General features: G+C 59.2%; 10 protein-coding genes and 7 pseudogenes. 11 read left to right on the top strand and 6 right to left on the bottom strand.

Going from position 1 to position 13178, the window contains the following annotated elements; genetic code table 11:
* Nucleotides 1-423 precede the first annotated feature (423 nt).
* A complete protein-coding gene (locus ACVWY5_RS31840) occupies nt 424-675 on the top strand; it encodes a hypothetical protein (protein WP_028352273.1) in 252 nt (83 codons plus the stop codon).
* A 780-nt stretch (nt 676-1455) separates the two neighbouring features.
* Here ACVWY5_RS31840 and ACVWY5_RS31835 read toward each other — a convergent pair.
* Nucleotides 1456-1872: a PRC-barrel domain-containing protein gene (locus ACVWY5_RS31835; RefSeq protein ID WP_080673064.1), complete on the bottom strand. Its 417-nt coding sequence runs from the start codon at nt 1870-1872 to the stop codon at nt 1456-1458.
* Between the two features lie 347 nt (nt 1873-2219).
* Between ACVWY5_RS31835 and ACVWY5_RS31830 the strand changes: the two genes are divergently transcribed.
* A complete protein-coding gene (locus ACVWY5_RS31830) occupies nt 2220-2510 on the top strand; it encodes a DUF2934 domain-containing protein (RefSeq protein ID WP_028352274.1) in 291 nt (96 codons plus the stop codon).
* A 306-nt stretch (nt 2511-2816) separates the two neighbouring features.
* On the opposite strand, the gene ACVWY5_RS31825 is transcribed toward ACVWY5_RS31830, so the two are convergent.
* The 3 genes from ACVWY5_RS31825 to ACVWY5_RS31815 are packed head-to-tail and all read right to left on the bottom strand — an operon-like array spanning nt 2817 to nt 4185.
* Entirely contained in the window at nt 2817-3401 is a 585-nt protein-coding gene (locus ACVWY5_RS31825; protein WP_321176961.1) for an inorganic diphosphatase, read from the bottom strand.
* Between the two features lie 28 nt (nt 3402-3429).
* On the bottom strand, nt 3430-3918 hold the full coding sequence (locus tag ACVWY5_RS31820; protein ID WP_456671784.1) for an IS5 family transposase: 489 nt from the start codon (nt 3916-3918) through the stop codon (nt 3430-3432).
* A gap of 12 nt (nt 3919-3930) precedes the next feature.
* Nucleotides 3931-4185: a transposase gene (locus tag ACVWY5_RS31815; protein WP_456671783.1), complete on the bottom strand. Its 255-nt coding sequence runs from the start codon at nt 4183-4185 to the stop codon at nt 3931-3933.
* 853 nt (nt 4186-5038) lie between these two features.
* Between ACVWY5_RS31815 and ACVWY5_RS31810 the strand changes: the two are divergent.
* Nucleotides 5039-5191 (top strand): annotated as a pseudogene (locus tag ACVWY5_RS31810) (formate dehydrogenase accessory sulfurtransferase FdhD); the annotation flags it as partial.
* A gap of 87 nt (nt 5192-5278) precedes the next feature.
* On the opposite strand, the pseudogene ACVWY5_RS31805 reads toward ACVWY5_RS31810, so the two are convergent.
* A pseudogene (locus ACVWY5_RS31805) lies at nt 5279-5776 on the bottom strand (SDR family oxidoreductase); the annotation flags it as partial.
* A gap of 240 nt (nt 5777-6016) precedes the next feature.
* On the opposite strand from ACVWY5_RS31805, the gene ACVWY5_RS31800 reads away from it, so the two are divergent.
* The 7 genes and pseudogenes from ACVWY5_RS31800 to ACVWY5_RS31770 all read left to right on the top strand — a co-directional run.
* On the top strand, nt 6017-6763 hold the full coding sequence (locus ACVWY5_RS31800) for a substrate-binding domain-containing protein (RefSeq protein ID WP_051383899.1): 747 nt from the start codon (nt 6017-6019) through the stop codon (nt 6761-6763).
* A 211-nt stretch (nt 6764-6974) separates the two neighbouring features.
* Nucleotides 6975-7736, top strand: a complete 762-nt coding sequence (locus tag ACVWY5_RS31795; protein WP_038381771.1) for an IS5 family transposase — start codon at nt 6975-6977, stop codon at nt 7734-7736.
* 61 nt (nt 7737-7797) lie between these two features.
* A pseudogene (locus ACVWY5_RS31790) lies at nt 7798-9146 on the top strand (IS701 family transposase).
* Between the two features lie 103 nt (nt 9147-9249).
* Nucleotides 9250-10136: pseudogene (locus ACVWY5_RS31785) on the top strand (IS630 family transposase); the annotation flags it as partial.
* A gap of 6 nt (nt 10137-10142) precedes the next feature.
* Entirely contained in the window at nt 10143-10961 is an 819-nt protein-coding gene (locus ACVWY5_RS31780) for a histidine kinase dimerization/phosphoacceptor domain -containing protein (protein WP_321176965.1), read from the top strand.
* Nucleotides 10962-11002: 41 nt separating this feature from the next.
* Nucleotides 11003-11096, top strand: a pseudogene (locus ACVWY5_RS31775) (SOS response-associated peptidase); the annotation flags it as partial.
* Between the two features lie 470 nt (nt 11097-11566).
* Nucleotides 11567-11929 (top strand): annotated as a pseudogene (locus tag ACVWY5_RS31770) (SDR family NAD(P)-dependent oxidoreductase); the annotation flags it as partial.
* Nucleotides 11930-11940: 11 nt separating this feature from the next.
* Here ACVWY5_RS31770 and ACVWY5_RS31765 read toward each other — a convergent pair.
* A pseudogene (locus tag ACVWY5_RS31765) lies at nt 11941-12171 on the bottom strand (IS630 family transposase); the annotation flags it as partial.
* Between the two features lie 123 nt (nt 12172-12294).
* Between ACVWY5_RS31765 and ACVWY5_RS31760 the strand changes: the two are divergent.
* On the top strand, nt 12295-13092 hold the full coding sequence (locus ACVWY5_RS31760) for an adenylate/guanylate cyclase domain-containing protein (RefSeq protein WP_051383900.1): 798 nt from the start codon (nt 12295-12297) through the stop codon (nt 13090-13092).
* Nucleotides 13093-13178 lie beyond the last annotated feature (86 nt).

The following is a 13178-nucleotide window of genomic DNA, read 5'->3' as shown; positions in this document are numbered from 1 at the left end:
CCCGCAGCGAGGCTGCCGAGGGCAGCTAGTCCAACTAGCGCAAATCTAAGCTTCATTGGTTCCCTCCTGTGCATTCGAGAAAGTCGCACACAGTAGGAGGTTCAATGTGAACATGGGATGAGCGGCGCAGATTGGCTCTATTTCGCGGTTGCCGAAGTCCCAAGAAAAGACGCCGCCGGTCTCAAAAATACACGCCCGGCGGCGGTTTCTTCCTGAACTGGGACCTGAAATCCCCAGCCATGATCGTCCTGCACGAACCAAGCCACAGTCCTATGATAAGTCGACAATGTCGCCGGTTCGCGCCCGGCGGGTCCTCAGCTGTGGCTGCCTCGGGATCAAGTGCGCGTGAGATATGAGGCCGTTCACATTTGATAATCGCGAGCCGATTTAAAGCGGGACGGGGTGACAGCTCGGAGAATAGTGATGTCCCTATTCAGCGGCGAGAGCTGGTCCGCAACAGCATCCGCCTCCATGCTCGGCACCTTCATCGTGGTGGCGGTTGTCTTCGCGGCTGTTCGTTATGTTGAGTGGTCGTCGGACGCTAACCTGGCCCGCTTCTCGAACCGGACCGAGGTAGCCGATGCTGCCTCAATTTCAATTCTGCCGCTCAAGGGACGAACAGGCTGCGAGCAGGGCGGCAAGTCGTCTCCGGCGCTTGCCTTACCGCTCGAATAACAAGACCTGGACAGTCTGTGCTGGCACGCTTCTTAAGAGAGAGGAGCCGTCGCATCAACCTGCGCCAGCTCCTCCTGAAACGCGACCGAGCTAGGTTCCCCAACGGTCCCGTCCCGCAAATAAGCCTGCGCCGGTTAGGTTGCTGATTTGCTAACGGCAGCGACAGCCTCGTGCGCCTCCGCCGAATGCCTGGTGTGCCAGCGAAGGCGCAGGAACGAGTGGCGTTGCGAAGGGTAGTCTACGTGCTCCCGGCTCTCTCCCCCAACCCGGTCGGGAGTCAGATGGCGACCCCGGCGTGCCGCCCACACCGGGGCGTTCGTCTTTCAGAACAAACCACGAAGCGGCGTGCCGTTCCGGTGCTGCCGGGAATCTGTATTGGGCCCGATGATGTCAAGTCGTAAATGTCACGCCGCCGAACTTATGGGCTATCCGAACGCCAAGGGCGGGAACACTGGCTCGAGTATAAGGCTGAGTCTGGCGCGACGTCACGGCGCGCTATTCCGGCCCGCCAGCGCCCACTGCGCTGAATCAAGTGCGGGCTGAAACGGGCAATTGGGCTGCCATCAAAGCCGAGATCGCGGCGGATAGGCCGGCAAGAGGAATGGGATGGCCCCTCCGTCGAGCAGGTCGATGAATGGCTAGTTCACGCAAGCGCCCTGGTCTGACCCGGGAGGCGGTAGGCTCTTGTCCATGTCGTCCTTTGACCCGAGCGGAAGTTGCCGACAACTTTCGACGTCCGCCACAGGGTTGGCGTCGGCCGACCGAAGTGATCGAGATCGATCAGTGCTTCAACGAATCAGCTACGTTTGCAGACGCGCTGCCTAGTGAACCTCGCCCCTCCCAATACGTAGGAGTTCCATAGTACTGGTGAGTTCGCGTTTCCCAATTACGATCCTGCCACGAGTCATCACTGAACTCCGGCGCGTCCCTTAGCTGTTGTTCGGTGATAGCAGTTCGAAAACCACTAAGCGACGTATCATAGGTCAGAGCACCCCAAGGGATGGGATAGTGGCTGTGCCCGAGCCCGACGAAGCCGCCAAAGCTCATGACGGCATAGGCTACGCGACCAGACATCTTGTCGATGATGAGGTGATCAATCTCACCGATGTTCTTTCCATCTGCTCCATAAACCTCGGTTCCTTGGATGTCTTCGCTCGAGATGCATTGATGATCCGGATGGGCTGTTGCACGGGCCATGGGTAGACTCCCTCAAAACGTGGGTTTCGTCGGTTTAACTCGGCCACTATGGGGGCGTTCCTGTTTTCAGCGGCTCCTTGCCATTCTGTCGCAGCTTGCGTGGCTTCCGCGCGTCTGCGAGAAAACCGACCGCGCCGCCCTGGCCAAGGTCAATGCCTGCCTGCGTCGCGCCGTCTGCCAAGACTTGGACGTTCGCGAGGGAATCGGCCGCGTCGAGGGCGCCGCCTGCGAAAGTGCGGCGGAGCCGGTGAAGGACTGCCCGGGATCGCCACTAGGGCAAAACCCACAAGTTCGTACGTCGGAAACTTTCAAAATGAACAATTGGCGTTCTCCTTCGTAATGAAAGGATGCCAAGCGATGAGAGGGGAAGCCGCCGGGAATTGGAGCGTCAGCTGGAAAGGGCGAAACGGCTTGCCGCAGTCACAACGGATCGGACGACCTATGAACGGATACGCGATTTTGCCGACGATATCAGGGAAGCGCTCCAGCGGTTAGTGTCTCGCCGACGTGGCCAAGACGAGATCCGGGCTCGCGCGCGTCAGCTTTGGGAAGAGGCAGGCTGCCCTTCGGGCCGCGACCTAGATTTCTGGCTGCAAGCCGAGCGCGAACTTACGGATAATGAGGCGATCGACCGGTGATGCTTAATAGGTGGTATGAAAGGGCTCAACTAGCCGATCGAGTCTTCATCGGCGCTGCGCAACATACGTAGGATCGGCGGGGATCTGTGCTTCGTACTGCCTGGCTAGTGCGTCGCGAACTGGACCTTCCGGCAAAGCGCGGTTTGATGGCGTGGCCTCTCGCATTCTGCGGCCTTACCTGCCAATTCCTCAGTGTTGCGACCCATCGGCGAGTGCTTATCAACGGCCCCTCGAAGCCCTTCCTCACACGCCGAGGGCGCGCGTCCGTCCGACCTGTCCCCCGAAGCCATGGGCGCTCGACGCACCTCAGACCGATAGGCGCTTGATCGCCCTGACAGCCGCGCCAGGCCCGCGCCATCCCAAAAACTCAAGCTCTTTGTTTTCGAGCGCGTTTGTCGCACGGAAGAACTGCTCGAGCTCCTCCACGGCCCGGGACGGCAGGTGCCTTATATCCTTGAGATTGGTCTCGAGCGGCGAACGATCCGGCGCGGCAAAGACGCGATCGTTCCTTTCCTTTCTGCCTTTGCGGATTTGAAGGATTTCGAGGATTCCGATCGGCCGGCATGGCAGCACGACGCCCGGATATGTCTGGGAATCGTGAATGACGAGGACATCAAGGGGATCGCCATCGTCGGCTTTTGTCGAGGGAATAAAACCCCAATCATAAGGATATGTGAGACCGACCATCAAAGGCTTCGCAAGCGTGAACGCCTTCAGATCCGGGTCGAACTCCAGTTTGCAGGTGCTTCCGCGGGGCGTTTCGATCACGGAGTGGATATTTTTCTCGTCGGCCCATGTCGGGAGCTTGATTAGGTTAGTCATGGGTCTGCAAACGGTAACCTGAATCGTTTGTTCCTTGCCCTTTTTTCTGGCCTGGTGTCGCTCGCGCACGCGCTGTCGCGCTAGGTGGTGTGGACAGTTATCGCATCCATAGGACGATGGCAGCCAGGGTGACGACGGCTCGGTAATTTCGAGCGGTCTTTTCGAAGCGGGTTGCGACGCGACGGAACTGCTTGAGTTTGCTGAAGCAGCATTCGACGAGGTGGCGCTGGGCATAGAGATGCTTGTCGAGCGGATGTTTGAGTGCGCGTGACGGATTGTTGGGGATGACGGCGAGCGCCCCCTTGGCTGCGATGGCCTGGCGCAAGTGATCCGCGTCATAGGCCGTATCGGCCATGACGGCCTCGGCGGGCAATCCCTCGATCAATGTGGCGGCTTGCGGTGCATCGCCATTCTGGCCTGCGGTGAGTGTGAACCGCACGGGACATCCCAAACCTCGCACGGCCATATGTATCTTGGTGCTCAAGCCGCCGCGCGAGCGGCCGATCGCCTGATCTTCAGACCCCCTTTTTTCGCCCCGGCGGCGTGCTGATGCGCCCGGACGATGGTGGAATCGACGATCAGATATTCGAAGTTCGGATCATCGGACATTTGTCTCGAAGATCCGCCACCATACACCCTTGATGCTCCATCGACTGAAGCGCCGGAACACGCTGTTCCAATCTCCAAACGCCTCCGGAAGATCACGCCAGGGAGAACCCGTACGAACGATCCAAAGCACCCCCTCCACGAACATCCGGTTGTCGCGTCCGGTCGAACCCTTCTGGTCAGGCCGGCCGATGATGAGCGGCGCCATGCGCTCCCAGGCCGTGTCACTCAACACCAAGCGATCCATCACACCCAAGGCTGCCTCCCAAAAGAAGCCTTGAATCTGATTTGCGCCTAAAAGGGAATCCTTAGAGTCCACACCACCTAGCGCTCCATGAAGCTATTTGGGAGGCATGACCGTGGTCTTCGTCGATCCGTCCGGCGCCGGCTGCATCCTCGGCGGACTTTGCCCTTGGGGACTTTCCGGAGGAGCGCCACCCGCCCCGGTGTTGACGGGCCCGGTCCAGCCTTGCGGTTGCAATTGACCTTTGTCTTCCGGCGCCGAACGCCCGGTCGGCGCCTGAAGATCGTCCGCCGGCTTAGCAGGCTGTGCAATCGCCAATCCATAAGACAGCACAAGAATTATCCATGCAAGTCGGACGCGCACTGAAGCCTCCGTTGGCTCTGGTCAACGAAGAACGTCCCGCCGATCCTGCCGTTCCTGCTCATCGGGACCGAATTGCTGAGGCCTTCGTTCAAGAACGACTGCAGGAGGACTTGAATGGCAAGAGCAATATGGAAGCGGCCCGGCTCGCCGATCGGCAAGAAGGGGCAGCGCAAGGCAAATTTCTCATACAAGCGTCTCGCGTCACACGAAATCGTGCCGCGAGATGCAGGCATTGAGCCACGGATCTGGCTTGGTTCGGCGAGCGGGGAGCGCTTCAGGCACCGTCATCGCTGCCTGGTTGGCACCACTGGTTGTCGCCTGTGCAGCATCGAGAGCCTCACTGAGGCATCACGCCCGCTTCCGCGCAGGCTGGGCCGCGTTTTTTCTCGATCCGGCCAGATCGAGCGCGCCTTGCACAACCCCTCGAATGCGCAGCTCCTGTTGCGCATGCGGCCAGCCTATTTCTTCCGGATAATACTTTGGTCGCGACCGCGTGGACGTCGGACGCTACAACGCACCCGATAAACTTGCGGGCGCGCTCGCCTGGGTCAGCGTCCCGGGCGATGCCGGCGCAATCATCCGCACCAGCCGCGTCTCGATCGAGCTGGTTCAATGGCGGCGGCGATCGGGATGCTCCAGACGCGCTCGTAGCGCGGCTCAATCTCGCGGAATGACAATCGTTGCGGTCGCGCGCGGCGGCGGATTTGCGATGGAAAGCCGCTTTGTCAATGTCCTACATGAACGGCTTTCCACCGGTAACTGCGACCGTCGTTCCCGACGTATAACTCGAACGCGGGTCGGCGAGCATGACGTAGGCCGTCGCAAGCTCGGCGGGCTGGCCCGCTCGCTTAAGTGGAACCTGCTTGCCAAAATGCCTGACCGACTCGTCCGGCAACGTCGATGGGATCAGCGGAGTCCAGATCGGCCCCGGCGCGACGGCATTCACGCGAATGCCCTTATCGGCCAGCATCTGCGCAAGTCCTCCGGTAAAATTCTGGATCGCGCCCTTGGTCGTGGCATACGCGAGCAGAATTGGATTCGGCATGTCCGAATTGATCGATGCCGTGTTGATGATCGCGCTGCCTGACCGCATATGCGGCACTGCCGCCTTTACGAGATAAAACATCGCGTGGATATTGACGTCGAAGGTCAGCCGCCATTCCTCGTCGGAGATAGCAGCAATATCCTTGAAGCTGGCCTGGTGAGCGGCGTTGTTCACGAGGATGTCTAGGTCGCGTTCTCATAAAATCGACCGCTTGGAGTAGGCATACCTGATGTCCGCTTGTCCCCCAGGTAGCGGCGCAGAAGCAGAAGGTCCGAGAAGGGCCACTAGGAGACATTCGTCAAGCGCAGCCCCCTACCGACAAAGCTCTCGGAGGACGCTATTGCGCATGGACGCGTATGCTGCTGATCTAGACGCTGTAGGGACGAACATTTCGCATGCTCCTGAACCAGCTTTGGAGAGACAGAGATGAAGCGATTAGCGAATGCCCTCAGCCTAGCCCTTTTCTGCTGTCTGGTTGCTGGCTCAGCATCGGCTGCTGAGATCAGGGTGCTCGTAACAAATGCGTTCAAATCGGTCATAGGCAAGATTGAGCCTTCTTTCAAAAGCAGCACTGGCCATAGCCTGTCCGTAAGAGCCGCAGCTTCCCCGGTTCTGCAAGAGGAGATCGCCAAGGGCGACAACTTTGACGTCGTGATCTTAATCGCCTCTAATTTGGATGCCCTTGAGAAGGCGGAAAAAATTGCGTCAGATACACGAACCAATATTGCACGTGCGGGGCTCGGTCTCGCCGTTCGCGCTGGTCAACCGAAGCCTGATATTCGCACATCGGACGCGTTCAAGCAGGCGCTAGTGAACGCAAAGTCAGTGGCTTACGTCACTGCGGGCGCAAGCGGGAAGCATCTGATTGCAGTCGCCGAGCGTCTCGGCATAGCCGATCAGCTTAAGGCAAAAGGCAAGACGCTGCCGACAGGTAATGTCGCTGAGTTCGTTGCAAACGGTGAGGCCGAACTTGCCATCCAGCAGATGAGCGAACTTATGGCGGTGAAAGGCGTCGATGTTGTCGGCGAGCTGCCAGCTGACGTTGATTTAATTTCACAGATCGCCGCGGCCATGAGCGCGAATGCTAAAGAACCTGAAGCTGGTAAGGCGTTCATCAGATTCCTAACCACAGCGGACGCCACGATCAGGGCCAGCGGAATGATGCCTGACTAGCTTGCTTGCCTGGCGCACGCCAGGTCGAGGTGCAAAGCTGACCTCGGGTTGGCCTCCTCACGATTTCCGCTTTGGGTCATCGACCGACAAAACTCACAGTGAGCATAATAGGTTTGCTTCGGATGCATAGCGACCAAAAGGGCTTGTGACAGGGCATGTTGAGACTGACCGCCGTCCCGTGATTCAACCCTCCAAATAAAGGGCTCGAATCATGCGCTACGAACTCACCGATGATGAGTGGAATGCCATCAGGCCGATGCTGCCGAATAAACCTCGCGGCGTGCCGCGGGTGAATGATCGTCGTGTCCTCAACGGCATCTTCTGGGTCTTACGATCTGGCGCACCATGGCGCGATCTGCCCAGCAGCTTCGGCCCCTATAGCACCTGCTACAATCGCTTCGTTCGCTGGGGGCGTGCTGGTGTCTGGGCCAAGATCATGAACGCTCTGGCTGGCGCCCATGACGGCGCCGTACAGATGATCGACACGTCTATTGTCCGCGTACATCAGCACGGTGCCTGCATCGCTCGAAACAGAAGACAGTCCATGGGCCGATCACGGGGCGGGTTGACCAGCAAGATTCATGCGTTGGTCGATGTGAATGGGCTGCCGGTCCAGCTCGCACTGACGGCTGGTGAGGCGCACGACAACCGGCTCGCACGAAAACTCCTCTCTCGCTTGAAGTCGGGAACAATGCTGCTCGCCGACCGTGGATATGACGCCGATTGGATCAGAGCCCTTGTTCACCAGCGCGGCGCTTGGGCTAACATCCCACCAAAAAGAAATCGGACAGAGGCGCTATGCTTCAGTCAATACCTCTATCGTGCGCGCAACGTGGTCGAACGGTTCTTCAACAAGATCAAGCACTGTCGGCGTGTGGCAACCCGCTGCGACAAGCTCGCGGCCAACTATCTTGCATTCATCCAGCTTGCATCCATCCGCCTATCGCTGCGCGTTAATGAGTCCACGTCCTAGCACTACTTTGGCAGATTGTCCGGTTTGCTGTGCTTTATAGGATTCCCGAATCAATTTTTCAATGATTCATGGGTGGTCGGCTCTGGAGGGCTGACCATGGCGGGATGGGAAGACGAACTTGAACGTTGGCTGATGCCGTTCTTGGATCGGCTGGGTCATAAGACTCGGCAACGGATGTGTCCTCTCTATGTTGCGGGACTGATCGGTCCTGGCGATCGCAAGAGCGTTCAGCCGATGGCGGAGCGCCTTGCCACGGGCAACTACGACCAGCTGCACCATTTCATTGCGGACGGTGTCTGGGACGCGACGCCGCTGGAGACGGAGCTGCTTAACCAGGCGGACCGACTTGTCGGCGGTAGGGATGCGGTGCTCGTTATTGATGACACCTCACTACCGAAGAAGGGCGAACGCTCGGTTGGTGTTGCGGCTCAATACGCGTCGGCTCTCGGCAAAACGGCAAATTGCCAAACGCTGGTGTCTTTGACGCTTGCGCGCGGCGAAGTGCCAGTGATGGTCGCGTTACGTCTCTTTCTGCCTGACAGTTGGACAAGCGACGTGTCTCGTTTGACGCGTGCTCGCGTGCCAGTCGAACACCGAACGCCACGGTCCAAGCCGGAAATTGCTTTGGCCGAGATTGATCGCGCGATGGCAGCCAACGTGCGCTTTGGATGTGTGCTGGCGGATGCAGGACACGGACTTAGCGCACCATTTCGACAAGGGCTAACAGAGCGCGGGCTGGTCTGGGCTGTCGGCATCCCTCGGCACCTGAAGGTGTATCCGGTCGATGTGAAACTCATTTGGCCGATTACCAAAGTCCGCGGGAAACCACGAAAGCACCACGTGCCCGATATCTTGTCGATTGCGGCAGAACAAATGCTGGCCAGCGCCAAATGGAAAGCCGTGAGCTGGCGCAGCGGGACGAAAGGTCGGCTGAAAGCCCGATTTGCTGCTCTCCGTGTCCGCACCGCCGACGGCCCTCCTCAGCGGATTTGGGATAAGGGTCAGCAGCATCTCCCGGGCGACGAAGCTTGGCTCATTGGCGAACAACGTGCCTCAGGGGAGAAGAAATACTATCTTGCCAATCTCCCTGCGGCGACGGATCTGCGCACACTAGCCGCCACCATCAAGGCAAGATGGATTTGTGAGCAGGCGCATCAGCAGTTGAAGGAGGAGCTCGGACTTGATCACCTCGAGGGGCGATCATGGCAGGGTCTTCATCGCCACGCCCTGATGACAATGATTGCCTACGCCTTCCTGCAGCATCGCCGCCTCGCACACGCGGGGCGGAAAAAAAAGAATCAACGGACCTCCGCCTCAGCCAACCATGCCCGCCGTGCGTCACGCCATCGTCGGTCTCATCCTTCGGCCGCCATCTCAGCGGTGCCCATACTGCCGAAAACAAATCCTTGAAAAACACCGGCACAAATAGATTCTGCCAAAGTAGTGCTAGTCATCTGGAACGCAAGTTCGTCACATTAGTTGAACGCTCGAATCTTTGTAGAGGAGAGCGCTTGTGGGGAATGCAGGTGTGAGAGGCCGGCCGATCGCGCCGTTAGTGCTCAGTCCGCAGGAGCGACGTACCTAGAGAGACAAGTTCGTCGTCATCATGTTGCGCGGTCGCTATCTGAGCGATGCCGCGCGATCCTGCGATGTGCGGATGGCTTGCCAAGCAAGTCTGTGTCCGCCGAACTCGGCATCCATGAACAGACCGTTGGCAAGTGGCGCCGTCGATTTTTGAAAGATCGCTGTGATGGCCTGCTTGACGAAGCCCGCCCTGGCCGCCCTCGCACCATCGACGACGATCAGGTTGCGAGGTAATCGAGCGGACATTGCGCACGACACCGGCCGACGCGATGCACTGGTCGATCCGCTCGATGGCTGCGGAAACTGGCTTTTCCCACACCACAATTCGCCGAATGTGGTCGGCATTCGGCTTGCAGCCGCACCGTAGCCAGACATTCAAGTTGTCGAGCGATCCGCTGTTCGTCGATAAGGTGCGCGATATCGTCGGCCTTTATCTATCCCCACCGAACCGAGCCCTTGTCCTCAGCATCGATGAGAAAAGCCAGATTCAGGCCCTCGATCGCGAGCAGCCGGTCTTGCCGATGATGCCTGGCGTGCCGGAACGTCGCACGCACAGCTACGTGCGGCATGGCACGACCACGCTTTTTGCGGCGCTCGATGTCGCCTCGGGGTTCGTCATCGGCAAATGCTACAAGCGCCATCGGGCAGTCGAGTTTTTGAAGTTCCTCAAAGAGATCGACGCTCAAATCCCTGAGGGGGCTCGCTGTCCATATCGTCATGGATAACTACGCCACCCACAAGACGCCCAAGATCAAAGCGTGGCTCGCTCGCCGGCCTCACTATCATGTCCACTTCACGCCGACTTCTGCGTCCTATCCGTTGGTGTTGTTCATTCCGGCCATCTTCCTAGCCTCAGTCATCTTCGATCGCGGATCCGGCTTCCTTGCCACTGGCGCGAGCGCCGCGCTTGCCCTGCGATACTTTATGCCGCCGCCTTTGAGCGCTGAGATCTTGCCGCTCTTGATTTTCCTGATAAGCGGGCTGTGCATCGCGGCAGTGACCGAAGCCTTGCGTACCACCTTGGAGAAGCACTCGGAAGCGAAGGCTTACGCGGACGTGCTGCTGATCGAGCTGGCGCATCGAACCAGGAACGACCTCGCGACGATCATGTCGATCCTGCGACTGCAAGCGCGATCAGACTCCAACCCTGCCGTGCAAGCGGCGATCACCTCCGCCCTCGCACGCATCGAGGTGGTCGCTAAGGTCCATGACAGGCTGCGCGACACCTCCGTTAACAGCACGGTCGATCTCTCGGCCTATCTGGAGGCGTTGTGCGGAAGCCTCGCTGACTTCCACCGGGGCTTGCGCCCGATTGCGATACGGGTGACCAGCGAAGAAATCGCTGTGAAGAGCTCGCAAGCTGCATCGATCGGTTTGATCGTCAACGAGCTGGTGACTAACGCCTTCAAATACGCATTTCCGGACGGACGACCGGGCACCGTGGAAGTCGATGTCCGGAGCAGAAACGAGCAGGTCGCAATCACGGTACGGGATGATGGAATCGGATGCCCGTCAGAGGCCAAAAGTGGCCTGGGGACGCGCCTGATCAACCTGATGACCGCGCAGATGAAAGGCAGCATGATCAGGACGCCCACGGCAAAAGGTTGCGAGGTGGAAGTGGTGGTCATCCTTGAGGTCTGATTACCGAGATCCGCGGGTTGCCAGAGTTCGACGGCCAGTCCTGTCTCGTGCCATTCACGTCGTTCAGAATACGACACGATCGACGGGAGGAAAGTGCCGGTCTGGTTCGCGTCGGAAGAGCGCTCCAAGCCTATGGCGTCGGCGATTGAGGCCCCGCCGAGGAGACCCATTCGTCGACGTCTGCTGCGATCTCCGCCGTGTCAGCCCTCTTCAAGAGATGGTCGCGCTCGACCCTGCAGGCATTTGAGACGCTTGTTGGAAAATATCCACCGCGAACGCAGCGAGTCGCTCCTGCAGCGACCGTTTGTTTGACCCGGTTTCTAGTTTTCTTCATCACGCATTCCCTCGGAAGCCGAAGCTTCAGCTCCATCTTCCGAGCAACGTACAAAGTCACGAAGGGCGTGTCGCTAAACTAAGTTGGTTGCGCCTCAATCCTTTTGAATGAGCTTGGACGCAGCAGTCCTTCGGATTGAGGGTGAACGCACTCGCGTGGCGAGGAAGGGGAAGGTCCGCCTGCCAATTCGTCTTGCCATTCGGTGGGGCCAGCCTCCAGGAACACTTGCTCAGCTGCGCAATTGAAATCCATCAGTTTTGCGGAGAGAGCTATGCCGGACTATCCAAAGCCGCCTTATCCCGACCAGAAGCAGCCGATGCCCGGCGCCACCGCCAGAATGAACCCGCGTCCGGACCATGGCGAATCCAGCTATCGGGGCTCCGGCAAGTTGGCGGGCAAGCGAGCAGTTATCACTGGCGGCGACAGCGGCATCGGGCGCGCCGTGGCGATCGCCTACGCCCGCGAAGGCGCCGACCTTCTCATCTCTTATCTCAACGAGCACGACGACGCTCAAGAGGTGAAGACGCTGGTCCAGGCGGAAGGGCGCAGGGCCGTCCTCGTCGCCGGAGACCTTCGCAGCCCCGAGCATTGCCGCGCCGTGATCGAACGCGCGGTCGAGGATTTCGGGGGACTAGTCACGTGAATCTAAAGTTCACCACATAAAGTCTGGTGGGCTTTGTGGCAGAAGCGTTTGACGGAAGCCAAAATCTGGTCAGCAGACTTGGTCCATTTGAAGGGCTTCGGATTTTTGTTGTGCAGGTCGATGAAGGTACGGATGTCGGCCTCGAGCTGCTTGACGGAGGTGTGAACACCTCGCTGGATTTGCTTTCTGGTGAGTTCAGCGAACCAGCGCTCGACCTGATTGATCCAGGACGAAGGCGACAGGTTGCGGCGAGTGGCGCGAATGGCCGCGCAAAGCGTGCCGCAATTGTATGCGCCCGACCAAGAAACGCCGCCACACTTCATCGCGCCGTTTGATGGGGTGCCTTCGCACAGGCGGTGATCGCGATCGAGAACACGCGGCTGCTCAAGGAACTGCGCGCCCGGACCGATCAAGTGGCGGAGCTTAATCGGGGACTCGAAGCGCGTGTCGCCGAGCAAGTCGAGGAATTGGGCCGGGTTGGACGTCTGAAGCGCTTCCTCGCTCCGCAACTGGCCGAACTGATCGTCTCGCAGGGAAATGAGAAGATCCTCGAAAGCCACCGCAGCGAGATCGTCGTCGTGTTCTGCGATTTGCGCGGCTATACCGCCTTCACAGAGAAAGCCGAGCCCGAGGAGGTGTTGGGTTTCCTGCGCGAGTATCACGGCGCGCTAGGTCCGCTCGTCAGCCAGTTCGAGGGGACGCTCGACCAGTTCTCCGGCGATGGGATCATGGTGTTCTTCAACGACCCCGTACCGATCCCCGACCCGGCCGAGCGCGCGGTCAAGATGGCCATCGCGATGCGCGAGGCTGCGTCGTCGCTGACCGCGGCCTGGCGCGAGCGAGGTCGTGAGTTGGGCTTTGGCGCTGGCATCGCCCAAGGTTACGCGACCCTGGGCCAGATCGGATTTTCCGAGCGCTCCGGATACACTGCGATTGGCACCGTGTGCAATGTGGCGGCGCGGCTGTGCGGCGAGGCCAAGGACGGCCAAATTCTGCTCAGTCAGCGCGTCAATGTGGCACTCAAAGGAAGCGTTGCGACTGAACCTTTTGGCGCGCTTGCTTTGAAGGGTCTCACCCAGCCGGTCGTTACCTACAACGTGCCGCTCACGGCAGGCCAACCGGCTCTCCGCGTTATCGACGGTGGTAATCATTGAATGGCCAGTCAGCGGGTGGACTCCGGAATTGGCCCTTAGCCGACGTTTTCTCAGAATGCCCGGCTGTCCGCTGCCAGGAGGGAAGC

The organism is Bradyrhizobium sp. USDA 3256 (assembly GCF_054058275.1).
The sequence above is the reverse complement of the archived record's forward strand: the minus strand, read 5'-3'. Positions and strand labels throughout refer to the sequence as shown.

Excerpts from the sequence above, each read along its gene's own strand:
- ACVWY5_RS31840 (WP_028352273.1), top strand. The coding sequence starts at position 424 with ATGTCCCTATTCAGCGGCGAGAGCTGGTCCGCAACAGCATCCGCCTCC.
- ACVWY5_RS31835 (WP_080673064.1), bottom strand. The coding sequence starts at position 1,872 with ATGGCCCGTGCAACAGCCCATCCGGATCATCAATGCATCTCGAGCGAA.
- ACVWY5_RS31830 (WP_028352274.1), top strand. The coding sequence starts at position 2,220 with ATGCCAAGCGATGAGAGGGGAAGCCGCCGGGAATTGGAGCGTCAGCTG.
- ACVWY5_RS31815 (WP_456671783.1), bottom strand. The coding sequence starts at position 4,185 with ATGGATCGCTTGGTGTTGAGTGACACGGCCTGGGAGCGCATGGCGCCG.
- ACVWY5_RS31800 (WP_051383899.1), top strand. The coding sequence starts at position 6,017 with ATGAAGCGATTAGCGAATGCCCTCAGCCTAGCCCTTTTCTGCTGTCTG.
- ACVWY5_RS31795 (WP_038381771.1), top strand. The coding sequence starts at position 6,975 with ATGCGCTACGAACTCACCGATGATGAGTGGAATGCCATCAGGCCGATG.